This window comes from Streptomyces sp. JW3, assembly GCF_052216785.1.
GTDB lineage: Bacteria > Actinomycetota > Actinomycetes > Streptomycetales > Streptomycetaceae > Streptomyces.
The window spans coordinates 69,639-93,152 of sequence record NZ_JBQOUX010000012.1 but is presented as its reverse complement, the minus strand read 5'-3'; the positions used below and the strand labels follow the sequence as shown (position 1 = coordinate 93,152).

At 71.1% G+C, this 23,514-nt stretch carries 27 protein-coding genes and 1 pseudogene; 11 read left to right on the top strand and 17 right to left on the bottom strand.

The annotated features are described in order from the left end of the window. The first annotated feature begins 2 nt into the window (after positions 1-2). Positions 3-1,265, top strand: a complete 1,263-nt coding sequence (locus ACTT8P_RS08025) for a styrene monooxygenase/indole monooxygenase family protein (RefSeq protein ID WP_442830833.1) — start codon at positions 3-5, stop codon at positions 1,263-1,265. Here ACTT8P_RS08025 and ACTT8P_RS08020 read toward each other — a convergent pair. The 4 genes from ACTT8P_RS08020 to ACTT8P_RS08005 form a co-directional block, all read right to left on the bottom strand. Beyond that, positions 1,229-2,383: an NlpC/P60 family protein gene (locus ACTT8P_RS08020; protein ID WP_442830832.1), complete on the bottom strand. Its 1,155-nt coding sequence runs from the start codon at positions 2,381-2,383 to the stop codon at positions 1,229-1,231. The two genes, ACTT8P_RS08025 and ACTT8P_RS08020, sit on opposite strands and share 37 nt — an antisense overlap. Before the next feature lie 103 nt (positions 2,384-2,486). Then, positions 2,487-2,786 (bottom strand): hypothetical protein, encoded by a 300-nt coding sequence (locus tag ACTT8P_RS08015; protein WP_442830831.1) that lies wholly within the window; start codon positions 2,784-2,786, stop codon positions 2,487-2,489. 138 nt (positions 2,787-2,924) lie between these two features. Beyond that, positions 2,925-3,578 carry a TetR/AcrR family transcriptional regulator gene (locus tag ACTT8P_RS08010; protein WP_442830830.1) on the bottom strand — a complete coding sequence of 218 codons (654 nt, stop codon included), beginning with the start codon at positions 3,576-3,578 and terminating at the stop codon, positions 2,925-2,927. Positions 3,579-3,625: 47 nt separating this feature from the next. Continuing rightward, positions 3,626-4,564 carry an AurF N-oxygenase family protein gene (locus ACTT8P_RS08005; RefSeq protein WP_442830829.1) on the bottom strand — a complete coding sequence of 313 codons (939 nt, stop codon included), beginning with the start codon at positions 4,562-4,564 and terminating at the stop codon, positions 3,626-3,628. Positions 4,565-4,727: 163 nt separating this feature from the next. Between ACTT8P_RS08005 and ACTT8P_RS08000 the strand changes: the two are divergent. Further along, positions 4,728-5,329, top strand: a pseudogene (locus ACTT8P_RS08000) (Uma2 family endonuclease). A 12-nt stretch (positions 5,330-5,341) separates the two neighbouring features. On the opposite strand, the gene ACTT8P_RS07995 reads toward ACTT8P_RS08000, so the two are convergent. From ACTT8P_RS07995 to ACTT8P_RS07980, 4 genes are all read right to left on the bottom strand, one after another. Then, the gene (locus ACTT8P_RS07995) at positions 5,342-6,799 is read right to left on the bottom strand and encodes a penicillin-binding transpeptidase domain-containing protein (RefSeq protein WP_442830828.1); all 1,458 of its coding nucleotides are present in this window, start codon (positions 6,797-6,799) and stop codon (positions 5,342-5,344) included. Next, a complete protein-coding gene (locus ACTT8P_RS07990) occupies positions 6,796-8,166 on the bottom strand; it encodes an FtsW/RodA/SpoVE family cell cycle protein (RefSeq protein ID WP_442830827.1) in 1,371 nt (456 codons plus the stop codon). The genes ACTT8P_RS07995 and ACTT8P_RS07990 overlap by 4 nt, the downstream gene beginning before the upstream one ends. Before the next feature lie 59 nt (positions 8,167-8,225). Continuing rightward, on the bottom strand, positions 8,226-8,630 hold the full coding sequence (locus ACTT8P_RS07985; RefSeq protein ID WP_442830826.1) for an SH3 domain-containing protein: 405 nt from the start codon (positions 8,628-8,630) through the stop codon (positions 8,226-8,228). Positions 8,631-8,764: 134 nt separating this feature from the next. Then, positions 8,765-9,271, bottom strand: a complete 507-nt coding sequence (locus ACTT8P_RS07980; protein WP_442830825.1) for a protein-tyrosine phosphatase family protein — start codon at positions 9,269-9,271, stop codon at positions 8,765-8,767. 121 nt (positions 9,272-9,392) lie between these two features. Between ACTT8P_RS07980 and ACTT8P_RS07975 the strand changes: the two genes are divergently transcribed. Further along, positions 9,393-10,199: a nuclease-related domain-containing protein gene (locus ACTT8P_RS07975; protein ID WP_442830824.1), complete on the top strand. Its 807-nt coding sequence runs from the start codon at positions 9,393-9,395 to the stop codon at positions 10,197-10,199. 22 nt (positions 10,200-10,221) lie between these two features. Here the strand turns inward: ACTT8P_RS07975 and ligD are convergent, their stop codons facing one another. Then, complete coding sequence (gene ligD / locus ACTT8P_RS07970) at positions 10,222-11,103, bottom strand: non-homologous end-joining DNA ligase (protein ID WP_442830823.1); 882 nt, start codon at positions 11,101-11,103, stop codon at positions 10,222-10,224. Positions 11,104-11,170: 67 nt separating this feature from the next. Here ligD and ku point away from each other — a divergent pair, with 67 nt between their 5' ends. After that, positions 11,171-12,244: a non-homologous end joining protein Ku gene (gene ku / locus ACTT8P_RS07965; protein ID WP_442830822.1), complete on the top strand. Its 1,074-nt coding sequence runs from the start codon at positions 11,171-11,173 to the stop codon at positions 12,242-12,244. 21 nt (positions 12,245-12,265) lie between these two features. Here the strand turns inward: ku and ACTT8P_RS07960 are convergent, their stop codons facing one another. The 3 genes from ACTT8P_RS07960 to ACTT8P_RS07950 all read right to left on the bottom strand — a co-directional run bounded on the left by ACTT8P_RS07960 (position 12,266) and on the right by ACTT8P_RS07950 (position 14,165). Then, positions 12,266-12,772 carry a hypothetical protein gene (locus ACTT8P_RS07960; protein WP_442830821.1) on the bottom strand — a complete coding sequence of 169 codons (507 nt, stop codon included), beginning with the start codon at positions 12,770-12,772 and terminating at the stop codon, positions 12,266-12,268. A 145-nt stretch (positions 12,773-12,917) separates the two neighbouring features. Further along, positions 12,918-13,673, bottom strand: coding sequence for a DUF4142 domain-containing protein (locus ACTT8P_RS07955; RefSeq protein WP_442830820.1), 756 nt, complete (start codon positions 13,671-13,673; stop codon positions 12,918-12,920). Positions 13,674-13,730: 57 nt separating this feature from the next. Beyond that, entirely contained in the window at positions 13,731-14,165 is a 435-nt protein-coding gene (locus ACTT8P_RS07950; protein ID WP_442830819.1) for a MerR family transcriptional regulator, read from the bottom strand. A gap of 108 nt (positions 14,166-14,273) precedes the next feature. Between ACTT8P_RS07950 and ACTT8P_RS07945 the strand changes: the two genes are divergently transcribed. Both ACTT8P_RS07945 and ACTT8P_RS07940 read left to right on the top strand, forming a co-directional pair. Beyond that, on the top strand, positions 14,274-15,767 hold the full coding sequence (locus tag ACTT8P_RS07945) for a SulP family inorganic anion transporter (protein ID WP_442830818.1): 1,494 nt from the start codon (positions 14,274-14,276) through the stop codon (positions 15,765-15,767). A gap of 118 nt (positions 15,768-15,885) precedes the next feature. Continuing rightward, on the top strand, positions 15,886-16,266 hold the full coding sequence (locus ACTT8P_RS07940) for a hypothetical protein (RefSeq protein WP_442830817.1): 381 nt from the start codon (positions 15,886-15,888) through the stop codon (positions 16,264-16,266). On the opposite strand, the gene ACTT8P_RS07935 is transcribed toward ACTT8P_RS07940, so the two are convergent. Both ACTT8P_RS07935 and ACTT8P_RS07930 read right to left on the bottom strand, forming a co-directional pair. Then, on the bottom strand, positions 16,260-16,466 hold the full coding sequence (locus tag ACTT8P_RS07935) for a DUF397 domain-containing protein (protein WP_442830816.1): 207 nt from the start codon (positions 16,464-16,466) through the stop codon (positions 16,260-16,262). The two genes, ACTT8P_RS07940 and ACTT8P_RS07935, sit on opposite strands and share 7 nt — an antisense overlap. Positions 16,467-16,468: 2 nt before the next feature. Continuing rightward, a complete protein-coding gene (locus tag ACTT8P_RS07930) occupies positions 16,469-17,347 on the bottom strand; it encodes a helix-turn-helix domain-containing protein (RefSeq protein WP_442830815.1) in 879 nt (292 codons plus the stop codon). 185 nt (positions 17,348-17,532) lie between these two features. Between ACTT8P_RS07930 and ACTT8P_RS07925 the strand changes: the two genes are divergently transcribed. Further along, on the top strand, positions 17,533-18,195 hold the full coding sequence (locus ACTT8P_RS07925) for an ATP-binding protein (protein WP_442830814.1): 663 nt from the start codon (positions 17,533-17,535) through the stop codon (positions 18,193-18,195). An 11-nt stretch (positions 18,196-18,206) separates the two neighbouring features. Further along, entirely contained in the window at positions 18,207-18,710 is a 504-nt protein-coding gene (locus tag ACTT8P_RS07920) for a hypothetical protein (protein ID WP_442830813.1), read from the top strand. Positions 18,711-18,990: 280 nt separating this feature from the next. Here ACTT8P_RS07920 and ACTT8P_RS07915 read toward each other — a convergent pair whose 3' ends face one another. Both ACTT8P_RS07915 and ACTT8P_RS07910 read right to left on the bottom strand, forming a co-directional pair. Continuing rightward, positions 18,991-19,407, bottom strand: a complete 417-nt coding sequence (locus ACTT8P_RS07915; protein ID WP_442830812.1) for a DNA-binding protein — start codon at positions 19,405-19,407, stop codon at positions 18,991-18,993. Further along, positions 19,404-19,667, bottom strand: coding sequence for a CopG family transcriptional regulator (locus tag ACTT8P_RS07910; RefSeq protein ID WP_442830811.1), 264 nt, complete (start codon positions 19,665-19,667; stop codon positions 19,404-19,406). The genes ACTT8P_RS07915 and ACTT8P_RS07910 overlap by 4 nt, the downstream gene beginning before the upstream one ends. A gap of 391 nt (positions 19,668-20,058) precedes the next feature. Between ACTT8P_RS07910 and ACTT8P_RS07905 the strand changes: the two genes are divergently transcribed. Next, positions 20,059-20,991, top strand: coding sequence for a phosphotransferase (locus ACTT8P_RS07905; protein WP_442830810.1), 933 nt, complete (start codon positions 20,059-20,061; stop codon positions 20,989-20,991). Positions 20,992-21,020: 29 nt separating this feature from the next. On the opposite strand, the gene ACTT8P_RS07900 is transcribed toward ACTT8P_RS07905, so the two are convergent. Further along, positions 21,021-22,334 carry a hypothetical protein gene (locus ACTT8P_RS07900; RefSeq protein WP_442830809.1) on the bottom strand — a complete coding sequence of 438 codons (1,314 nt, stop codon included), beginning with the start codon at positions 22,332-22,334 and terminating at the stop codon, positions 21,021-21,023. Between the two features lie 342 nt (positions 22,335-22,676). Between ACTT8P_RS07900 and ACTT8P_RS07895 the strand changes: the two genes are divergently transcribed. Further along, a complete protein-coding gene (locus ACTT8P_RS07895) occupies positions 22,677-23,225 on the top strand; it encodes a bifunctional DNA primase/polymerase (RefSeq protein ID WP_442830844.1) in 549 nt (182 codons plus the stop codon). After that, positions 23,218-23,514, top strand: coding sequence for a hypothetical protein (locus tag ACTT8P_RS07890; protein WP_269957691.1), 297 nt, complete (start codon positions 23,218-23,220; stop codon positions 23,512-23,514). Before ACTT8P_RS07895 ends, ACTT8P_RS07890 begins: the two co-directional genes overlap by 8 nt.

Sequence of the window (23,514 nt, the reverse complement as noted above, 5' to 3'; positions counted from 1 at the left end):
GCATGCGGAAGATACTCGTCGTCGGAGCCGGTCAGTCCGGTCTCCAGCTCGCCCTCGGCCTCCAGTCGCACGGCTACGAGGTCACCCTCATGTCCAACCGGACCGCCGACGAGATCCGCACCGGCCGGGTCATGTCGACGCAGGTCATGTTCCACACCGCGCTCCAGCACGAGCGCGACCTCTCCCTGAACTTCTGGGAGACCCAGGTCCCGCGGATCGAAGGGCTCGGCGTCTCGGTCGCCGCCCCCGGCTCGCACGACCCCGGCCCCGCCCAGCGCGCCATCGACTGGGTCGGCAGGCTGGACGGCTGTGCCCAGTCCGTCGACCAGCGGGTGAAGATGGCCGGCTGGATGGAGACCTTCGCCCAGCGCGGCGGCCAACTGGTCGTGCACGGCGCCGCCGTCGGCGACCTCGACTACTTCTCCCGTACGTACGACCTGGTCCTGGTGTCGGCGGGCAAGGGCGAGCTGGTCCAGATGTTCGCCCGGGACCCGGAGCGCTCCCCGTACACCGAGCCGCAGCGCGCCCTCGCCGTCGCCTACGTGCACGGCCTGGCCCCGCGCCCGGAGCACCCCGACTTCGACGCGGTCCGCTGCAACCTGGTGCCCGGCGTCGGCGAACTGTTCGTCATGCCGACGTTCACCACCTCCGGCCGCGCCGACATCCTCTTCCTGGAGGGCATCCCCGGCGGCCCGCTGGACGTCTTCAAGGACGTCCGCGACCCGGCGGAACACCTCTCCCTGACCCTGGAACTCATGGAGCGGTACGTCCCCTGGGAGTACGCGCGGGCCACCCGGGTCGAACTGACCGACGCCGGCGGCACCCTGGCCGGCCGCTACACCCCCACCGTCCGCAACCCGGTCGGCCGGCTCCCCGGCGGCGGCCTGGTGCTGGGCGTCGCCGACGTGGTCGTGGCCAACGACCCGATCACCGGCCAGGGCGCCAACTCGGCCGCCAAGTGCGCCGCCGCCTACCTCGCCTCGATCCTGGCGCACGGCGAACGGGAGTTCGACGAGGCGTGGATGCGGGCCACCTTCGACCGGTACTGGGAGACCGCGCGGCACGTCACCAAGTGGACCAACGCCATGCTGGCCCCGCCCCCGGAGCACGTCCTGAACCTGATCGGCGCGGCCGGCGAGATCCAGCCGGCCGCCGACCGCTTCGCCAACGGCTTCGACGACCCCGCCGACTTCGAGAACTTCTTCTACGACCCGAGGAAGACCGAGGGCTACCTGATGGAGGTCTCCGGCGCGGCTGGCGCGTAAGCGGCCCCGTACCCCGCGTCCGACCCGTCCGCCGCCCCCGCGGGCAGCCGCGGCGGCGCGTACCGTGCCACGGGACGGCTGTCCGGGTCGGGGCGGACGGCGCCCAGCACCGGGTTGGCCGCGAGCGGGGACACCTTCACCGCGGCGCCCGGCCGCGGCGCCTGGACCACCTTTCCGGCGCCCAGGTACATCGCCACATGGGTGGCCTCGGGGAAGTAGACGACCAGGTCACCGGGGCGCAGCTGGTCCAGCGGGACCCGCTTGAGCCGGGCCCACTGCTCCTGGCTGGTGCGCGGGATCGGTGTCCCGGCCCGCTGCCAGGCCACCGAGGTCAGCCCCGAGCAGTCGTAGGACCCGGGCCCCTGCGCACCCCACTCGTACGGCTTGCCGAGCTGCTCGACGGCGAAGCGCAGCGCCCGGTCGCCCCCGGCGGACGGCTTGCCGTCGCCGTCGCCGAGCGCCCCGGACGCCACGAGCCGCCGCTGCGCCTTCGCGGTCCCCTTCTCCTCGGCGGCGGCCAGCGCGGTGAGCTGCCCGGCGTCCAGCGAGGCGATCATCTCCTCCACGTCCCGCAGCCGGTCGCGTACGACGTCCCGCTGCGCCTTCTGCCGGGCCGCGAGGGCGAGTTGGGCGTCGAGCGCGGCGCGGGCCCGGCGGGCCAGCTCGCCGGCCTTCCGCTCGCCGCCGGTGAGCCGGTCGACGGTCGCGGCCCGGTCCCGGGCCAGCCGGCCGATCACATGGCCCTGGTCGAGGGCGCGCTGCGGGTCGCGGGCCAGCAGCAGCCGCAGGTAGGGGGAGAGGCCGGTGCCGCTGTTCTGGTACTGCTGCCGGGCCAGCCGGGCCGCCGCGCCCCGGCTGTCGCGCAGGGTGGCCCGGGTCCGGGCCAGCTCGGCGTCGAGGCGGCGGACCGTCGCGCGCTGCCGCTTCAGCTTCGCCGCGGTGCCGTTGTAGGTCTCGGTGGCCTGCTCGGCCTCCCGGTACCGGCGCTGAAGGTCCGTCAGCAGCTCGGCGACGGACCGCTCGCCGCCCTCCGGTTCCGCCGCGGCGGGCAGGGGCGCGAGGACGATCCCGGCCGCCACCGCCGCCGTACACACCAGACGGAGCAGGCTTCCTGACATGTCATCACCTCCGCTGCGGGGCGGCCCGTCCGCTCCGCACGGCGAGCATCGGGCGCGGGCCGCGGCTTCGCGCGCGGAGTGTGCGCCGCCCGGCGCAACGACGTCACCCGTCGGCGTCGTCCGGCTTGCCGCCCGGCGCGGCGCCGGGCCTCGACCAGGGCCAGCGGGGACCGGAGCGGGGAGCGCCCTCGGGCGCGTGGACGTACTTCCAGCGGGCGAAGCCGAGCCGGGGGCCGTCCGCCCGGGGGACCCGCCGGTACACCAGTACGGTCGGCGGCCGGCCGTCGGTGCCGGGCACCGGGATGCGGTACGTCTTCGGCGGCTGCCCGGTCATCCCCACCAGCACGGGCAGCACCCGGCCGTCCATCGGGCCGCCCTCGAAGGGGGTGTCTTCGCTCTTCACCCCACCAGTGTGCGCCGTGCGCCGGTGGTACCCGGCGGGTGCCGCGCGGCGGCGGTGACGGGCGGGTGCCGCGCGGCGGCGGTGACGGGCGGGTGCCGCGCGCCGGCGGTGACGGGCGGGTGCCGCGCGGCGCCCGGGTCAGATCTCCGCCGCGAGCGCCTCGACCAGCGCGGCGGTCTGCGGGTCGCGCCGGGCGGTGACCGACAGGACCGCCACGAACTGCTCCACCAGCCAGTCCCGCAGTTCCGCCAGGGGCGGCTGCTTCTCCTCGTCCAGCCAGATCAGCGAGGCGGCCTCCACCGCCGTGATCCACATCCGGACCGTCATCCGCAGCCGGGGCCCGGGTCCGTCCACCCGCAGATGGCTCAGGATGTGCTCGGCGGCGGCCCGGCGTACGCCGTCCACTATGGCCGTGGTCCGGGACGTCTCCACCACGCTGCCGCCGCGCAGCAGCGCGCTGAAGCCGGTGTCGTGCCCGTCGACGAAGGCGAGGTAGCGGTCCAGGGCGCGGGTGAGCCGGGCGAGCAGCGGACCCTCGCGGGGTTCGTCGAAGCACAGCCGCAGCTCGTCGGCGGCCGAGCGCAGGGCGGCCTCGTAGAGCTGCTGCTTGCCGCCGGGGAAGTACCGGTACACCAGCGGTCGGGAGACCCCGGCCTGCTCCGCCACGTCGTCGAGCGACACCTCCTCCGGCGGCCGGTGGGCGAAGAGGGTGAGCGCGGCGTCGAGCAGTTGCACGCGCCGCTCCTCGACACTGAGCCGACGGTAGGCGGGGGTGGGAGCCTGCGGGGTCATGACCCGCAGACTAACCGGTACGGACCGCCCGTCCCCGCCCGTTTCCGTTACGCCAGCAGCCCGGACGACTTCCACAGCCGCCGCCCGGCGCCGCGCAGCACGCCGATGTCGTCCAGGAAGTCGGTCAGGCGCTTCGCGCCGGTCTGCATGATCTCCTTGCGGTGGCCGCTGGCCTTCACCTGAGCGAGCGCCTCGCGCCTGTCCAGTCCCACGTTCGTGTAGACCTCGGGGTTGATGAAGGCGATCGAGAAGACCCGGGCGAACTCCCCGGAGGTGATCCGGGTGAACTCCTGCGACCACTTCGGCGCGGTCACCATCTGGCGGCGCAGCTCCTCACGGGCGTACCGGACGTGCCGGGCCTCCTCCACCACGTGGATCCGCGTGACGCCCCGGATCAGCGGCTGCACGCGCTCGTCGGGGAAGGTCAGCCGCTGCATCCAGTCCAGCACCTCCTCGCCGAGCAGGGTGGCGGTGAAGGAGCCGGGGGTGGTGGAGACCGTCTTGAACAGGCGCCCCAGGTGCTGGTGGACCGGGCTCACCGGGTACCACGGCGTGCCGCCGCGCGATATCAGCCGGGCGAACATCTTGGAGTGCCGGCACTCGTCCTCGATCTCGGTCAGCGCGTACCGCACGTGCGCGCTGGTCGCGGACTTGTCGTAGATGTGCCGGACCAGCAGCTGCATCAGGATCAGCTCGAACCAGATGCCGAGCGAGGCCAGCGCGGCCGCCTCGTGCTGGGAGAGCAGGACGCGCTGCTCCTCGCTCATCCGCTTCCACAGCGGGGTGTCGTACAGCGACACCAGCTCCGGCGGCCAGTACCACTTGCCGTCCTCGAAGGGCGCGTCCCAGTCCAGCTCCTTGTCCGGGTCGAACGAGTGCTTGGCGGAAGAGTCGAGCAGCCGTTCGGCCACCTGCTCCCGGTCCTTCAGCAGGCCGAGCGCGTCGCGCAGACCGTCGAGCGCGTCGGCTTCCGTCAGGGTCGTCATGGCTGTCCCACCTCGTCGTACCTCGTCGTACTCGGCGTACGGGTTACCCGTGGTTACTTCCCCTTATAAGACTGCTCGTCAGCAAGCGCGTCAATCCCTTGGACGGAACTTGTTGACCGCGAGTAAAGATGGGAAGCCGGTACGCCCTGGCTACGCTGCCCGCATGAGCACCGCGCGCGACTACGGGCTGGACGCCGACCACCAGTGGCCTCGCCCACCGGAGGGCGGCTGGCTGGCGGACGACCTGGACGAGCTGCCCGACCTGCCCGCACACACGGAACTGATCGACGGGAGCCTGGTCTTCGCGTGCCCGCAGACCGCCTTCCACGCGCGCGCGGTCGGGCTGCCGCACCGGACCCTGCCGACGGGGTGCCGGACGGCCTGGAGGTGTACGCGCGCTTCACGGTGACACTCGACGACCGCAACCGGCTCGAACCCGACGTACTGGTGGCCCGAGCCGGCGCCGATCCGGGCCCCAAGGAGACGCGGCTGCTGCCCGCGGACGTCATCCTGGTCGCCGAGGTGGTCTCCGAGGATTCGGTCGACCGGGACCGCGAGGCCAAGCCGCTCAAGTACGCGCGCGCGGGCATCAGCCACCTCTGGCGGATCGAACCGAGGGGCGACGGCCTCGCTGTGGCCTACGTCTACGAACTCGACCCCGCGACCCGCTCCTACGCGCCCACCGGCATCTTCCACAACCGCATCAAGCTCACCGTCCCCTTCCCCGTCGACCTCGACCTCACCGCGATCGACCGCCGCCGCTGAGCCCCAGGCCGCTCATCCCTCGAGCACCGCCGCCATCACCGCCCGCGCCACCGGCGCCGCGAGACCGCCCCCGCTGACCTCCCCGTGGTCCGCCGCCGTGCCCTCCACCACCGCCGCGACGGCCACCTTCGGCTCCAGGTCCCGCTCGCCCTGCGCCCAGGAGACGAACCACGCGTACGGCGTCCCGGAGTTGCCGACGCCGTGCTGCGCGGTACCGGTCTTGCCGCCCACGGTCGCCCCGCGGATCGCCGCGTTGCCGCCCGTGCCGCTCTCCACCACCCCGGTCATCAGCTCCTTCAGCCGCATCGCCGTCCACGGCCGCATCACCTGCCGGGCGGGCCGCGACCCGGCCGTCGACACGATCCCGCCGCCCGCCCGCGTCGTCCGCTCCACCAGGTACGGCGCCCGCGCCTGCCCCCCGCCCGCCACCGCCGCCGCCACCGTCGCCATCTGGAGCGGTGTGGCCCGGGTGTTGTACTGCCCGATCGCCGACAGCGCGAGCTGCGCCCGGTCCACCGAGGTGTCGAAGGTGGAGCGGGCCACGGCGAACGGGATGCGCAGCCCGTCGTCGTTGAAGCCGAACCCGGCCGCCGTCGCCGCCAGCGCGTCCACCCCCACGTCCACGCCGAGCTTGGCGAACACCGTGTTGCAGGACCGCTCGAACGCCTCCCGCAGCGAGGCGTCCGCGCAGCCCGCCGCCTCGTTGGTCAGCCGGGTCCGGGTGCCGGGCAGGGTGTACGGCTCGGGCGAGCGGGTGGCCGCGTCCAGGTCCGTGACCACCCCCGCGTCCAGCGCCGCCGCCGCGGTGACCACCTTGAACGTCGACCCCGGCGGGTAGGTCTGCCGCACCGCCCGGTTCAGCATCGGCCGCCGCGGGTCGTCGTTCAGCCGCTGCCAGGTCCGCAGCGCGGCCGCCCCGTTCCCGGACAGCTCCCCGGGGTCGTAGGACGGCGTGGACACCAGCGCCAGGATCCGCCCGGTGGCCGGCTCGATCGCCGCCACCGCCCCGGTACGCCGCCCCAGCCCCCGGTACGCCGCCCGCTGCGCTCCCGGGTGCAGCGTCGTCAGCACGTCGCCGCCCGGGTTGCGGAAGCCGGTGACGTCGTTCCACAGCGGCAGCGGCGCGAGCATCGGGTCGGCGCCGGACAGCAGCCCGTCCTCGGCGTGCTCCAGCAGCGTCGTGCCGTACTCCTGCGAGGCGAAACCGGTGACCGGCGCCCACATCGGCCCGTCCGCGTAGGTCCGCTCGAAACGCAGGTGCTCGCCGGTGTCCCGGGACCCGGTGACCGGCCGGCCGCCGACCAGGATGTCGCCGCGCGGCTGCTGGTAGCGGGCGATGTCGGGGCGCCGGTTGGCCGGGTTCGCGTCGTACTCCGGGGCCCGCACCACCTGCACCCGGGCCGCGTTCACCAGCAGCGCGGCCAGCAGCAGCAGGCAGAAGAAGGCGGCGTGCCGGATGTTGCGGGTCATGGGTCCGCCACCTGCCGCCGGGCGGAGTCGCCCAGCCGGATCAGCAGCGCCACGATCGCCCAGTTGGTGACCACCGAGGAGCCGCCCTGCGCCAGGAACGGCATCGCCATCCCGGTCAGCGGGATCAGCCCCGTCACCCCGCCCGCGATCACGAACACCTGGAGCGCCACCAGCGTCGCCAACCCCACCGCCAGCAGCCGCCCGAACGGGTCGCGCAGCGCGAGGCCCGCCCGGAAGCCGCGCTCCACCAGCAGCCCGTACAGCAGGAAGATCGCGGACAGCCCGAGGAAGCCCAGCTCCTCCCCGGCGGTGGCCAGGATGAAGTCCGACTTGACGGCGAAACCGATCAGCACCGAGTGGCCGAGCCCGAGCCCGCTGCCGGTGACCCCGCCCGCGCCGAACGCGAACAGCGACTGCGCGAGCTGGTTCGGGCCCTGCCCGGCCTCGATGGACGCGAACGGATGCAGCCAGTCCGCCACCCGGCTGTGCACATGCGGCTCCAGCCAGCCCACCGCGACCGCGCCGACCGCGGCGAGCAGCAGGCCGAGCGCGATCCAGCCGGTGCGGCCGGTGGCGACGTAGAGCATGACCACGAACAGGCCGAAGAACAGCAGCGAGGTGCCGAGGTCCCGCTCCAGGACCAGGACCCCCACACTGACCAGCCAGACCGCGACGATCGGGCCGAGCACCCGGCCGGTGGGCAGTCGCAGCCGCCACACCCGGCGGCCCGCGTACGCCAGCGCGCCCCGGTTCGCCGCCAGGTACGCGGCGAAGAACACCGCGAGCAGCACCTTCGCGAACTCGCCCGGCTGGATGGAGAACCCGGCGATCCGGAGCCAGATCCGGGCCCCGTTCACCGCCGGGAACAGGATCGGCAGCGTCAGCAGCACCAGCGCCGCGACCACGCAGACGTAGGTGTAGCGCTGGAGTATGCGGTGGTCGCGCAGGATCAGCACGATCACGATGAACAGCGCGATGCCGAGCGCGGACCACACCAGTTGGGTGGGGGCGGCCCGGTCGCCCGGTGTCTCCAGGTCCAGCCGGTAGATCAGCACCGCGCCCAGGCCGTTGAGCAGCACCCCGATGGGCAGCGGCAGCGGATCGGCGTACGGCGCGCGCAGCCGCACCGCGAGATGCGCCAGCAGCGCCAGCACGCCGAGCCCGGCGCCGTAACCGGCGGCGCCGGGCGGGAGGGTGCCGTGCTGGGCGAGGCCCACGGCGCAGTAGCCGCACACCGACAGCAGGACGGCCAGCACGATCAGGGCGAGTTCGACGCCACGGCGCCGGGGGCGGCGGGCGACGGGAGCGGGCGCGTCCGCCGCCGCCACGGTGAGCCCGGGTCCGGGTCCGGTTCCGGCCTTCATCATGTCCGGAACTTACCCAATGGTCGGCTTCGCGGGGCTCGCGGCATGCATCGCGGCATGCATCAGCACCAGCGCGGCGCGGGGCCGACGTTGTCGATGTACCGGGCCGCGCCCCACGCCCAGGTGCCGTCCGTCAGCAGGTACCAGATGGGGTTGCGTTGGACGGATTCGCCGCCGGTCTTGCAGTAGATGTGGACGGTCTCGCCCCGGTGGGCGTAGCGGATGATCTCGGAGCCGCGGTTGGGCGCGCCGCGCAGCGCGAGCCGGTCGGCGGTGACGACGCCGCGGTACCGGCCCTGCTCGTGGCCGCCGCCGTCCCCGTGGTAGCTGCTGCGGCCGGGGTCGTCATCGCCCCAGTCGCCGTCCACGGCGACGGCGGGCGCGACGGCCGCCGCGGTGACGAGCGCGCCGGCCGCGGCCGTTATGGCGAGCCGGCGGGCGAGGGGCGAACGCGGGGTGCGGGACATGGGGCGACCTCCAGGGGTGAGAGCCGGGCCGGTCAGGCCAGTCAGGCCAGTCAAACCTGACCAATCGCCACATTAGGATCGCCGGCAGGGCCCCGCCCGTCGCACTGCGCCATTCGCGAGGCCGTGCCGGTGCCCTACTCGGCCAGCTCCTCCAGCAGCCGCACCGTGGGCAGCCCGGCCCGCAGATACTCCACGAACAGCTCGTTGTGCAGCGCCCACGGCGACCGCCGGGCACGGATCAGCCGGATCGCCTCGTCCGCGCCGGCCCCCCGCCGCACCAGCGCGTGCGCGACGACCAGACCGGACCGGTTGTACCCGTGGTAACAGCGGACCAGGACCCGCCGCCCCTCGTCCAGCGCCGCACACGCGGCCTGCGCCAGCCGCATCACCCCGGCCAGCTGCGTCCCGTCGAGCGGGCCGTCCGGGATCGGCCACACCTGGTGCGCCACCCCCGCCGCCGGCCCGTGTCCGGGCAGCCGCAGCAGCGTCTGTACGAGATCGAACTCTTCGTCCACCGAGGCGAACGCCAGTTGCCCGGCCCCCACGCGGTACTCGTGCCCGCCCATCCACAGCCCCGGCACGATCTCGCTCCACGGACGGTCCGGAACCGGTACGTCGGGCTGGTTCCCCCGGGTGCGCAACGCTGCCTCCCCGCCCTCACGTCCGACGGGCCTGCCCCGCGGGCGCAACTCCCCTCAAAGGTAACCGGGTTCTTGCCCCCGGAGCACCCCGCCTGTTCCCATGGTCGGGGGGTGATGACGCATGACCCGACTGCGCGTCCGGCCGGCCCGCCGGCCCGGCCAGGACCGGCTCTACGTCTGTCTCCCGGACGGCCGCGACATCGCCTGGTACGACCGCGAGACGGCCCGGGTCAACCTGCTGAGCGACCACCACGAGGCCGACGTCCTCGACGCGCTGGCCCCCTTCCTCACCGGCCCGGTGACGGTCGGCCCGCCCCCCGCCCCCACCCCCGCCGAACTGGCCCGCCTCTCCCTGCACCCCGACGACGACCTCGCCCCCAACCGCCCCGGCGAGGCCCTCCTCGTCGCCCTCGACCGCGCCCCCGGCCCCGCACGCCGCCTGCGCCCCGACCCGCGCCGCCGCGCCCTGACCGCCGAACAGACGGTGGGGGAGGCCCTCGACCGGCTCGACGGCGCGGGCTGGCACACCCTGCACTCCATCCCGCTGCCCGGCGGCGACCGCGTCCACCACCTGCTGATCGGCCCCGGCGGCCTGTTCGCCGTCCACACCCTGTACGCCCGCAAGGCCCGGGTCCGGGTCGCCGACCCGCTGGTCACGCTGGGCCGGCACGAGCCGCGCCCGCTGCTGCGCCGGGTCCGCGCCGACGCCGACCGCGCCTCCTACGCGCTGACCGCCGAGGTCCGCCCGGTCCTCGCCCTGGTCGCCCCGGCCGACCTCGCGCTCACCGACCCACCACCCCGCGACCTCCGGGTCCTGCCGGACACCGACCTGCCCCACCTCGCCCGCCCCGGCGGCGTCCTCAAACCGGCGGACGTGGCGGCCCTGCACGCGCTGGCCCGGGACCGGAACACGTGGGAGCGACTGTAGGGACCATCAGGACGGGGCGCCGTCACGGCAGCGTCCCCGCCCCCCGCCGGTCGAACAACGGCGCCAGCAGATCACCGTGCGCCGCCAGCCGCGGCGGCAGGTCACCGGGCAGGAAGACCAGCTCCCGCGGCTCCCGGCACCCCGCCACCTCCTCCCAGGTCACCGGCGCGGACACCCCCGGCTGGGCCCGCGCCCGCACGGTGTAGGGCGCGGCCGTCGTCTTCCGCGCCGCGTTCTGACTCCAGTCCACGAACACCTTCCCCGGCCGCAGACTCCGCGTCATCCGGTGCACCACCAGCTCCGGCATGGCCCGCTCCGCCTCCACCGCCAGCGCCTTCGCGTACTCCGACACCCGCTCCGACGACGCCCCGCGCACCCCGGCCAGCAGATGCAGCCCCTTCGCCCCGGAGGTCTTGGCGTACGCCGCGATCCCGTCCGCCGCCAGCCGCTCCCGCAGCCACCGGGCGACCTCGCAGCACTGCACCACACTGGCCGGCGGCCCCGGGTCCAGGTCGAACACCAGCCGGTCCGCCTCGCCCGGATCGTCGGCGACCCACTGATGGGTATGGAACTCGGTCACCAGATTCGCCGCCCACATCAGACTCGCCAGGTCCTGCACCAGCACCATCCGGGCCGGCCCCGCCGACCTCGGCACCTCGGCCGTGGTGACCCAGTCGGGCGTACCCGGCGGCACGTTCTTGGCGAAGAAGACCTGCCCGTCCGGCCCGTCCGGATACCGCAGGAACGACACCGGCCGGTCCCGCAGATGCGGCAGCAGCACGCCCGCCACGGTCGCGTAGTAGTGCAGCAGCTCGGCCTTGGTGAAGCCGGTCGCGGGATACAGCACCTTGTCCAGGTTGCTGAGGGCCACCCGCCGCCCCTCCACCTCGGTGATAGGCGCCATACGATGAGAATCTCACAGAAAAGGTACGTACCGCCCTGTGTGGTCAGCTCCCGGAAAGGTGCTGCACGTGCGATCGATCTGGAACGGCGCCATCTCGTTCGGCCTGGTCAGCATCCCGATCAAGCTGGTGAACGCGACCGAGAACCACGCGATCTCCTTCCGCCAGATCCACACGGAGGACGGCGGCCGCATCCGCTACCGTAAGGTGTGCGAACTGGAGGACCGCGAGGTCTCCCAGGCGGAGATCGGCAAGGGCTACGAGGACGCGGACGGCTCGATCGTCCCGATCACCGACGAGGACCTGTCCGCCCTGCCCATCCCGACCGCGCGGACCATCGAGATCGTGGCCTTCGTGCCGGAGGACCGCATCGACCCGCTCCAGATGAGTTCCGCGTACTACCTGGCCGCGAGCGGCGCCCCGGCCGCCAAGCCGTACACCCTGCTGCGCGAGGCGCTCAAGCGCAGCAACCGGGTGGCCATCGCCAAGTACGCGCTGCGCGGCCGCGAACGGCTCGGCATGCTGCGCGTGGTCGACGACGCGATCGCCATGCACGGCCTGCTCTGGCCGGACGAGGTACGCGCCCCCGAGGGCGTCGCCCCCGACACCGACGTCACCGTCCGCGACCAGGAACTGGACCTGGCGGACGCCCTGATGGACACCCTCGGCGAGATCGACCTGACGGAGTTGCACGACGAGTACCGGGAGGCGGTGGAGGAGGTCATCGCCGCCAAGTCGGCCGGCGAGGCCCCGCCACAGACCCCGCGCCCGGCCGCCTCCGGCAAGGTGCTGGACCTGATGGCGGCCCTGGAGAACAGCGTGCGGGCGGCCCGGGAGTCGCGGGGCGAGGAGGACGCGGAGGTACGGGAACTGCCGCGCCGCAAGCCGGCGGCGAAGGCGACACCCGAGCCGGACACCAAGCCGAAGCCGAAGAAGACCACGGCCGGGAAGTCGACCGCCGGAACGTCGACCACCGAGAAGCCGACCAGCAAGAAGGCGACCGCAAAGAATCCGACGGCGAAGTCGACTGCGAAGCCGACGGCGAAGTCGACGGCGAAGTCGACCGCGAAATCGGCTGCCAGGAAAACCCCCGCGAAGAAGTCCGCCGCCAAGAAGACGGCATCAGGCCGCCGCAGCGCCTGACCCACCCGCCCACGGGAAACGTCAGCCGACCGTCCAAGCCGTGGCCGTGGCCGATACCGCGGCCGATACCGTCGCCGTCGCCGTGGAGCCGGCCGTCGCGGATTCCGGCACCGCGGCCGGCGCGGGCGCCGCCGTGGGCAGACCGGCCGGGGCATTCTCCAGCCGCTCCACCAGGCTGTCGCCGGGGCCACCGGACGGCGCCTGCGAGTCACTGGTCAGCTGCGACCAGACCGTCAGCGCGACGACCACCGCCGCCGCCGTGACCAGCACCCGGGCGACGCGGCGCAGCCGCCCCCGCCCGTCCAGCTCCCGCCAGGCCGGCTCCGGTTCGGTGTCGTCCGGCCGCCACAGCTCCCCGACCGCCTCGGTCGGTCCGGTGGCCGCGGGGGGCGGCCGCCACCCCGGTGTCCGGTCCCGCGCCGAGGGTTCCCGGGGCGCGGAGGCCCGTATGGCGTCCTCGCTGTCCGTCAGGAACTTCTGCCAGACCTCGTCCGGCGTTCCGCCGCTGCCCGCCCCGGCACCGCTCACGATCGCCTCTTCCTCTCGCGGGCCTGGATCATCGCACGGTGCAAAAACGAAACGCCAGCCCACACCGGGGAACATCAGGAGAGAGCGGCCGTACGCCGCAGTCCACGACCGAGCCGTACGAACCTGAAGGACACACCCCGCCCGCTCAGCCCCCACTCGGCGTCGCCGCCGGCGCCAGCGTAGGCCCGCCGGTCCGTACATTTAGATCCGGCCGAGGGGTAAGGACGGCCGTGGGCTCGCCAGGCTGCGGCGGGGGCGGCGTGACCCGGTCCTTGGGAAGCTTCGCCGGGGCGGTCTGCTGGAAACTGACGTCACCAAACCCGACCAACCCAGTCTTCTCCAGCACCGTCATGTGGTCGAGCACGGTGTCATTGGCCAGGTCGGCCAGCTCACGCACCAGTGTGTTCCGGGTGGTCGCGCGAATATTGGCGATGACGGGAAAGATCTGCCCGTGGGTGACCCGCATGATGGTGACCGCGGTCGCGTCGAAGTCCTTCCCCTGCCTCCCCCGCACCGTCGCCACGAACTCCTGCTGCTGCGGACTCGCCTTGTTCGGCAGCGTGATCCCCAGTTCGGTGGCGACCTTGCGGCACTCGGCGTCGAGCCCGGCATGCCCGACGACGAGATGCTCCCCGGCCTCCTTCATCGCCTTGCTGGTCCCGCGCCTCATGGCCAGCTCACCCAGCGGGTACTCCCACAGCCCGGCGGCCCGCACCTTCACCACGAAGTCCCGGTCGGCCTCGGTCACCGGCCCGTACTTGGTACTGGCCACGAGCCGGTCCTGCCCACCCCCGCCCTTCCCCTCCAGCCCGACCATGCCGGGAAAGGCGAGAGCGGTGAGGGTCAGACTCAGCACACCGAACAGGACGACGACCCCGACCCTGCTGCGGGACATGCGCACGGCACCTCCAGGACGACGACGACTGGTACGCCAGGAGGTACGGACGGAAGACCCGAATCAATCAACGCGCCCCGGAGACGGCCGCCCCGCCTCCGCCGCTCCCCCCAACCGCTCCCGCAACGTCCCGGCGAACTCCTCCGCCATCCCCAGCCGCACCCGCAACGCCTCGACCCGGGCGTCGGCCTTCTCCCGATAGGCGTCCAGCCGCTCCCGAAGCCGCGCACGCTCCGCCCCGCCGGCGTCCACGTCCGCGTCCTGGAGCCGGTCGGTGATCTCCAGCAGATCCCGCATCTCCTCCAGCGAGAAGTCCAGCGGCTTCATCCTCCGAATCACCATGAGCCGCTCCACATCCGCCTCGGTGTAGAGCCGGAAGCCGCCCTTGCTGCGCGCCGAGGGAATAACCAGCCCGACTTCCTCGTAGTGACGCATGGTGCGCAGCGACAGCCCGGTCCGCTCGGCCACCTCGCCGATCCGCATGTGCCCTGCACTCATCGCCGCGCCTTCTCCTCCAGACGTCCGGACCCCGGGCGCCACACTCTTCCCTCACGTAAGGGTAGAGTTATTGCGTCCCCACCCCAAACAGCCGACAGAAACGATCGCATGCCCTCGCCACTGTCCGCGGCCCGCTCGCCGCGCCTGTCCAAGCCCGACTGGCTCGCGTCCCCCAAGGTGCTGCGCACGGAGGTGCTGGCCGGCCTGGTCGTCGCCCTGGCCCTGATCCCGGAGGCCATCTCCTTCTCGATCATCGCGGGCGTGGACCCGAGCATCGGCCTCTTCGCTTCCTTCACCATGGCGGTGGTCATCTCCGTCGTCGGCGGCCGCAAGGCAATGATCTCGGCAGCCACCGGCGCGGTGGCCCTGGTCATCGCCCCGATGAACCGCGAACACGGCCTCGGCTACCTGATCGCCACGGTCATCCTGGCCGGCGTCTTCCAGATCGTCCTGGGCGCCCTGGGCGTGGCCCGCCTGATGCGCTTCGTCCCCCGCTCGGTGATGACGGGCTTCGTCAACGCCCTGGCCATCATGATCTTCATGGCCCAGCTCCCGAACATGCGGGACGTCCCCTGGCCGGTCTACCCCCTGATCGCGGCCGGCCTGGCGCTACTGGTCCTCTCCCCGAAACTGACCCGAGTGGTCCCGGCCCCGCTGATCTCCATTGTCATCCTGACCGTGATCACGGTCGCCGCGGGCATCGCGGTCCCGACCGTCGGCGACAAGGGCACCCTCCCGTCCTCCCTCCCGGTCCCGGGCCTCCCGGACGTCCCCTTCACCACGTCCACGCTGACGACGATCGCCCCGTACGCCCTCGCCATGGCCCTGGTCGGCCTGATGGAATCCCTGATGACGGCCAAGCTGGTCGACGACATCACCGACACCCGCTCCAACAAGACGCGGGAGTCCATCGGCCAGGGCATCGCCAACATCGTCACCGGCTTCTTCGGCGGCATGGGCGGCTGCGCGATGATCGGCCAGACGATGATCAACGTAAAGGTCTCGGGCGCCCGCACCCGCCTCTCCACCTTCTTGGCCGGCACCTTCCTCATGATCCTCTGCATCGTCTTCGGCCCAGTCGTCTCAGACATCCCCATGGCCGCCCTGGTCGCCGTCATGGTCATGGTCTCGGTAGGCACGTTCGACTGGCACTCGATCGCTCCCCGCACCTTGAAGCGCATGCCCCTGGGCGAAACGACCGTCATGGTCCTGACGGTCATCGTCGTAGTAGCGACCGACAACCTGGCCATCGGCGTGGTGGTGGGCAGCATCACCGCCATGATCATCTTCGCCCGCCGGGTGGCCCACCTGGCCTCGGTCACCGGCGTACTCGACCCGGACGGCAACCAGGTCGTCTACTCGGTCACCGGCGAACTCTTCTTCGCCTCCGCCAACGACCTGATCACCCAGTTCGACTACCGCAACGACCCCGCCGACGTGATCATCGACCTCTCAGCCACCCACATCTGGGACGCGTCGTCCGTCGCAGCCCTGGACGCCATCGAGCAGAAATACGCGGAACGCGGCAAGAAGGTCACCATCACCGGCCTCAACGAACCGAGCAAGGCCATGCACCGCCGCCTGTCCGGCCAGCCCACCTGAGCCACCCGATGACATGGAAACCGGCCAACTGACCGCACTCAGGCTGGCCTTACCGGTACTTGTCCCTTCAAGATCCACGGCTCTAGCGTGAGGCGACCCCCTCACCCATGGAGCACACATGCGCCTGAAGGCCCTCGCCCTCGCAGTCGTACCCGCAGCTTTCCTCGGCGTCATGGCAGCCGCCCCCACCGCCTCGGCGTGGTCCTCCGCGAACTGCCCGGTGGGCAGCTTCTGCGTATGGCCCGAGTACTGGTACGGCGACACGGACATGACCCCGTCCCTGGCAACCGAGACCGAGTGGTCCGGCACCGCCCCCGGCCACATCTTCTACAACAACACGTCCCAGGACATGACGATGACGTACGCCATCACCGCGGACGCCGGCCAGGGCCCCACCTACACGACCTGCGTCAACGCCGTCTCGGGCAGCTACTTCACCATGCCGATGACCGTCACCGCCCTGACCTGGCGCGAAGACGACGGCACCCCCTGCTACTGACGCACGTGCCCGACAAAGGCGGCCCACGCTTCATTCGCGAACACCAGCGCGGGGCCGCCGGGCCACTTGCTGTCCCGGACGGGGGCGAGGGCCGGGAAGTTGTCGGCGACCTCGACACAGTCACCCTGCCCGCCGCTGTAGCTGCTCTTACGCCACTGCGCTTCCGGTGTACTCGGCGATATGCCGGACTGCTGGCTCATGACTAGTACTCCTTGGCGATGCGTTGGATCAGCGTGAGCGATTCCTCCGGTGGCAGCGCACCGGTCCGCGCATCATCGAAAAGCGCACGGTAGCGGGCGACTTCAGGCTCCTGCTCCATCCACATGTTGCCAGTCGGAGTCTCTGCCAGAACAAGGTCGAGCGATGCCATCTGCGGGAAGCTCAGCAGCAGGTACGGGCCGAACATACCCGAGTGCGCTCCACGGGAGAACGGCAGCACCTGAACGGTGATGTTGGGCCGTTTCGCCATACGCGCCAGGTGGGAGAGCTGATCGCGCATCACGCTCGGCCCACCGACCTGCTGGTGCAGCACACCCTCGGCAAGCACGGCCCACAGCTTCACAGGGGCGTCGCCCGTCAGCCTCTTCTGCCGGGCAAGGCGGACCTGAACGAACTGGTCGATCTCTTCGGGCGTCTGCCAGGTGCGCGAAGCGACCGTCACCGCCCGCCCGTACTCCTCAGTCTGCAAAAGCCCCGGAACCAACAACACTTGGTAAGTCCGAATGCAGTCGCAGATGGCCTCCATCTCGATCTGGTCGCGGTAGGCATCCCCCAGCACTGAGTCGTACTGGTGCCACCACCCCTGTCGGCGCCTGCGGTTGGCCGCGCGGGTAAGAACGGTAAGACGCTCGTGCGTCGCGTGGTCGTCGATCCCGTAGGCATGAAGCAGTGCCACGACGTCCGGTGTGCGCACCAGGACCCGGCCGTTCTCCATACGACTGATCTTGCCCTTGGTGCAGTCAAGCGCCACAGCAGCCTCAGTGGTGGACATGCCCACGGCTTCTCGGTACCTGCGCAACTCGTCGCCAAGCTGTCGCCCCAGCACGGTGGATGGTCGGTCGGTCGTACCGCGCATGCTCATGGACTTCCTTCTAGCAGACATGTCCCCTACCGCTCCGGGCTCTCACTCGTAATGATGAAAAAGGACCCGAATCTCACTGTCAACGTTGCGAGTTGAGTCACCAGCCGCCCAATCTGATGGGGCACGCAGCCTTACCGAGGACTGCGGCGCGGGTCGCCAATGTCGTCGAACCCTTGGGGGTCACCGTGGCCAAGCAGGCCAGCACTTCCACCCACGAGATCACCTGCCGATTGCCGCGCAGCCGGTCCAGCGTCCCTCGGGCGCGCGCCATGCTGCACGCCGTGCTCAGCGAATGGAACATCGGCCAAGACGTACTGGAAGCCGCAGAGTTGCTGCTCTCCGAACTGGTCACCAACGCGCTGCGCGTCCCCGTACCGAGCGGCCGGCAGGTGGGCGTCCGCATCGCACAATCACAACTGGACGGAATCCTGAGAATGGAAGTCAGCGACGCGGGCCCAGGCCGCCCCGAGGTACGAGCCCCCGCCGACGACGAAGCCGGCGGCCGAGGCCTACTCCTGGTGGAAGCACTGTCCCACCGCTGGGGCGTCGAAGAACGGGCGAACGGAATCGGCAAGACGGTATGGGCCGAACTGAAGGCCCCGGACATCATCACCGAGCCCCTCACAAAGGAGATCGCGGCAGCCGCAGTACGCCCCGGCCAGACAGTGAAGTCGTGGGGCGAATGGCACACGGTGCTCGACGTAACCACCGAACAGCCCAGCACACCCACCGCAGCAGTAATCCTGACCCTGGACGAGGGCCCACCCCTCCGCGTCCGGGCGACGGAACCCTTGGCCGTACGGCAAGGCGACGACGGCGTGAGAGGCATGCCTGAAAACTGCCCGTAGCCTCAGCCGTCATGGGCATACAGATCGACGTCGTGGTGGCATACCCGATCAACGACGAGATGGAAAGAGTGCTCGGTTTGGCCGAGGCGGTCGGTGAGCCTGTCACTGTCACGTTCATGTGGGAGGCGGGCGAAGAAGCGGAGCGCGCGGTGCTGGTGCCCGCGGCTACGTTGGCACTCTGGGAACACTGGGCCCCGACCGCCTGCCCGATGCGCGACTCCGGGAACGAGACCCGGACCGTGACGGAGGAGCCGGAACTGGCCCACCCGGCGGAATACGGCCCGTTCACACTCTTCCGTCGCCGAGCGGGAGGGCGCACGGCGGTCGCTCGCCAAGGCGTGGTGGTCGCTGAGCTGCTGAACCCTGACGAGGCGCACTGTCTTGAGGAGACGGCCCGCAACGTCCGCCAGGGCTTCATGGACCCCAAACAGAAGGCGGCGTTCCAGGACTTCCTCGCCCGGCAGGCAGCGCCAGGCTCGCAGGAACCGGCCGCAACGCCTCCGGCGCCGAGCTGACCTACTCGCCTGCCCGCTGACGGGACTTCCCACCGTGCGGGCCTCCATCGCACCGCGGCCGGCCGCGACCACCACCCACCACAGGTGAACACCAATCACCCAACCGCGCACCACCCGCTCATCCGAGTAGACCGATGACACCCACGGTCCCTTTGTTCGGAGCCCGGCCGCGCACGCCGCCACGACCACCGGGTCGACGCGTCCTGGAACGCAGAGATCGGCACCAGCGGCGGCCCTGCGCTGGGGAGCGCCGAGGGGGATCCGTACCGCAGAGCCGAGGCTAGACCTTGATGACAGTGATGCGAGAACCGCACAGGGCGGTCAGATCCTCGGGGTCCGAGGTGAGAACCGTCGCCGGACCGGGGGCTGCGAGGGCGGTGGCGCCGAGCATGGCGTCGATGGCGTATTTGTGGCCGTGCAGGCCGGCGTCGGCGAGGAGGGCGGCGGCGTGGCGGGCGATGGGTTCGTTGACCGGTTCGACGATGATGCGGGAGAGGATCCACTCCAGGGCCGGACGGTTGATCCGGGGGTGGACCACTTCCACGAGGGCGGCCGCAGAAGTGATCACCCGCAGGTCGTCGGCACGGGCGAGGGCGAGCCAGCCGGTGACGGCGCGGTCGCGAAGGACGGCCTTCGCCAGCCCTTCGCTGTCGAGGACGAGGGTGCCGCCGGAGGCAGCGGCGGACGCGCGGGTCACGCGGCGTTCGCCCCGCCTTGCGTCTGCTGCCGCCGGGCCTGGTGGAGTTGGTCGCGCAGGGCCTGGATCTCTTCGTCGGTGATGGGCCCGTGCTCGGCCTCGGCGACCTGGATGAGCTCGTTGAGATTGTCCCGCTCGATCTGGCGCGCGACGGCGGCGGCGACATAGGCAGACAGGCCCGAAGGGCCGCTGCGGGCCCTGGCAGCCTCGGCGATGTCGCGAGGCATGGTGATTGAGTACTTCCCGGTAGGATCACTCATGCCACTCATCCTACCCGTGGCCCTCCTCGAGTGGAGTTGGCGCAGCGCAGCCGTCGAGTCGCTCGCTATGGGCGCCTCCAGCCTCATCTGGGGAGCGTGGCGGCGTCGAAATGCGCGGGCTGGCGAGTGCACATGGCTACTTGGCTTTTGCTGTTTTGGCATGCACAAGAAGGCCCTGACCAGCGCTTCCGCTGATCAGGGCCTTGATTTCCGGTGCCCCCGGCAGGATTCGAACCTGCGCACACGGCTCCGGAGGCCGGGGGAGCTGACGGCGCCGCAAGCATCTGACCTGCACCGGAAGCACGTCCCCTACCGCCGACGCCAAGATCATTACGCTCCCATTACGCAGGTGCCCTGTCAGCCCCGGGCGGCGCCCCGTAAGGTCGGACCCATGATCTCGGGCAGCGACGGCGTACCGGAAGACGGCGACGAGACGGCCTTCACGGCAGAGGCCACGACCTCCATCCTCCAGGACGCCTGCCACGCCGCCGGCCTCGACCCGACAGGCGCCGAACTCCTCCGCCTCGGCTCGAACGCCGTGTACCGACTGTCCTCGGACCCGATCATCGTCCGCATCGCCCAGGACCGTACCGCCCTCCCCGGGATGCAACGCGCGGTCGGCGTCGCCCGCTGGCTGGAGGCGTCGGACTTTCCGGCCAACCGAGTGCCGCGAGGCGTCACCCAACCCACGACTGTCAGAGGGCGGATCGTCACCTTCTGGGAGAGCGTCCAGGAGCAGGTGGAGTACGCCACGCTGGGCGAAGTCGCCGACCTGCTGAGACGGCTGCACTGGCTGGAAGAGCCCGAACACCTCGGCCTGCCGTACTTCGACCCACACGCCAAGCTGGCCGCGTCCCTGACGGCCCTGGACGGCATCGCTGACCGGGACCGGGAGTTCCTGGAGGAGCGTGCGACCGAGGTGGGCAAGGCGTACGACCGCCTGGACTTCGTCCTCCCCTTCGGCCTGATCCACGGTGACGCGAACATCGGGAACGTCCTCCGCCACCGCGACGGACACGCCGTACTGATCGACCTGGACGGCTTCGCCCTGGCCCCGCGAGAGTGGGACCTCATCCTCACCGCGATGTACTACGACCGCTACGGCTGGCACTCGCAGGAGGAGTACCGAACCTTCGTCCACCGCTACGGCTTCGACCTCATGAACTGGCCCGGCTACGAAACCCTCGCCGACTTCCGGGAACTCATGATGGTGGCGTGGGTCGGTCACCAGGCCGCGACGAGCGAGCGCTTCGCCGCCGAGTTCGAAAAGCGCATGCGGTCCCTGAGAACGGGCGGAGAACGCGACACATGGGGCGCCTTCTGAGCGCGCGGGCTGCGCGCCTGATGAACGACTCAGCGAGCGGCCGACCGACCGGCCTCCGCAGCCACCCATAGCCGGTGCTCGCGAGCCTGCTCCGCGAAGACCCGAGAGACCGCGTTGTCCCCGACGGCGAAGAGGTTCGAGCGGAACTCAGCCAGGTAGCTCACGCACCGTGCGGATTTCAGGTGCTCGCCGAGATCCAACGCGTCCAGGGCAACCCTGCACGCCTCCTCGACGTCGCCGGCCCGGAGATGCGCGTCGGCCAGCACCATCGTGGCGAAGAAGTCACTCCGTACGTGACTGCCGCTCATCGCGTTCTCCGCGTGGGCAACGGCCCGTCGGGCGCTGTTGACATCACGGAAGCAGTGCGCGGCCTCGGCCGCCAACTCCGCCTCATCGAAGTAGGTGATCCACTCCGGCTCCTCCTCGTCGTTCCGGCACGCCAACGCACGCATGGCGGCCGTCAACGCCGCTTCACAGGCGCGCACGTCTCCGGTACGAGCGAGCGCGCGCGCTTCCATCGCGTGGAACTGAGCGCGGAGGGTCGGGGTCGCCACCTGGGCAATGCCCATCAGGGCAGCGCGGGCGAGCGTGGCCGCTTCGGTGTATCGACCCAGGAACGTCGCCTGGTGGCTCATGGCAGAGAGGATGCTTCCGGCAAGCCGCCGGTCATTGGCGTCCTGGGCGAGCCGGAGGGCCTGGAGGAAGTAGCGCTGCGCGAGACCGTGATGGCAGGCGTCGTACGACATCCAACCGGCCAGAAGAGTGGCCTCGGCAACGGTCGAGTACAGGGCCCGTCCGACGGCGTCGCTGTAGCTGCCGCGCAGCAGCGGAACGACATCGTTGCTGAGGTACTGGATCACGGACCGCCGAGCATGGTCCCCGCCGAACCGGTCATCGAGCTGGGCGAACATGTCGGCAGTGGTCTTCACCGCGGCCACGTCCCCCAGCCCCACGCGCAACGCCCCCGGTCGCCCGGACCGGGGAGCCGGCTCCGGGGCCACCAGCCACCGCAGGGAAGCTTCGTTCCACGCTGGTTCGGCGGCCTCCGACTGGATCAGGGGCTCATAACGGTTGAGGTCCGCGCTCCACAGCCGCTCCACCGTGCTGATAGCCGCGTTCGGACTGTCCGGGTAACCAGCGTCCAGGAGCGCAGCGTCTTCGGTGCCGCCACTGGCCAACCCGATCTCCTGGGCGGAGACGCCGTACACGTCGCCGATCAGCGCCCCGTAGAACCCGTCCGGCGTGCTGTGCCCGTTCTCCCAGCTAGCGATACGCCGCTTGACGCTCTCGTCCGACGGCAACTGATGCCCGCGCTTCGTCGCTGCCCGACGTAGCTCACGCACGAGACGCGGCTGACTCCAGCCGCGTTCCGCTCGGAACTGTCGTAACCGCTCGTGGACGGGCTCCATGGGAGACGTGGCCCTTCCCTCCTCGTACCGTGCAAGGGGAGTGGTGCGAAGTCCTGTCTCATACGAACTTACGCGTTTCGCTGCTCCCGTTGGCAGTGGTGAACACAAATCACCATCTCCATCGGAGCTGACAGGGGATGACGCGACACGCGAATGACCGTCATCCCCCGTCACCTCTCGTCATCTGCCCAGGTGAGGGCCGTGCCCGGGAGTCTGTTGGCACTGCGGCAGAGGGGCCGTGGGCTAGCTGACCCGAGGTGAGATGACGTGCAGACGATGACCAGGAGAGGCATCGAATGGCTGTCGGCAGCAGCCAGTGACCCGGTGATGTGCCGAGCGCGGTGGGCGGACGACCCGCGCCACCCGGTCATGCTTCCCACGGGGCGCCTCTTCGACGTGGTGTCAGTCGAACAACGCCTCGGCTTGGAAACCTTCGACCAACTGTCCCGCCACGACCTCCCCCACGGACCGGTCATGATCGACCACAAGGCGCGGAGGGTGGGCTTCTTCCTGACCTCCAACAGTTGGTACTGGTTCGCGTACTTCATCAGGCGCGAAGCCAAGAGGCCGATCGACTACAGGTACCTGAGCGGCGACTCGGTGGTTGTGGTGCCTGGCCCGATGCCCCTGAGCGGCGACCGGTACGAGTGGCTCCGCGCACCGATCCGACGCCCGGAAGCGAACCCGTGCCGCCCGATCGCCCTCGCGACCGTGCTGGGTGCCTCGGCCGAGCTGCTGGCCCGTGTCGACCGCTACGGAGAGAAGTTCGGTTCCCCGGCCGACGCGGTGGCCGCCTACCCGGAGGAGCCGGTCCCCGGTGCCTGACCCTTCCCACCACCTCGACGCCGCGCACTGGTCGCCGCTGGACACGGACGACTGGTACGCAGCACGGAACGCGACCACAGCCCTCCGAGACGCTCTCGTCCGGGCAGGCATGGAACGCGACTTCCCTTACCTGCGCGCCGACCTGAACGCCTTCGGCCACGGCCTGGTCGAGCTGGGCCGCGTCTCGCCGGCCACGGCGGAGCACCTGGCCGAGTTGCTGAGACTGGCCCTGGCAAGCGCGGCCGTGCCGCACCCGTCCACTGAAGCCGACCACGAACCGGGGGAGTGA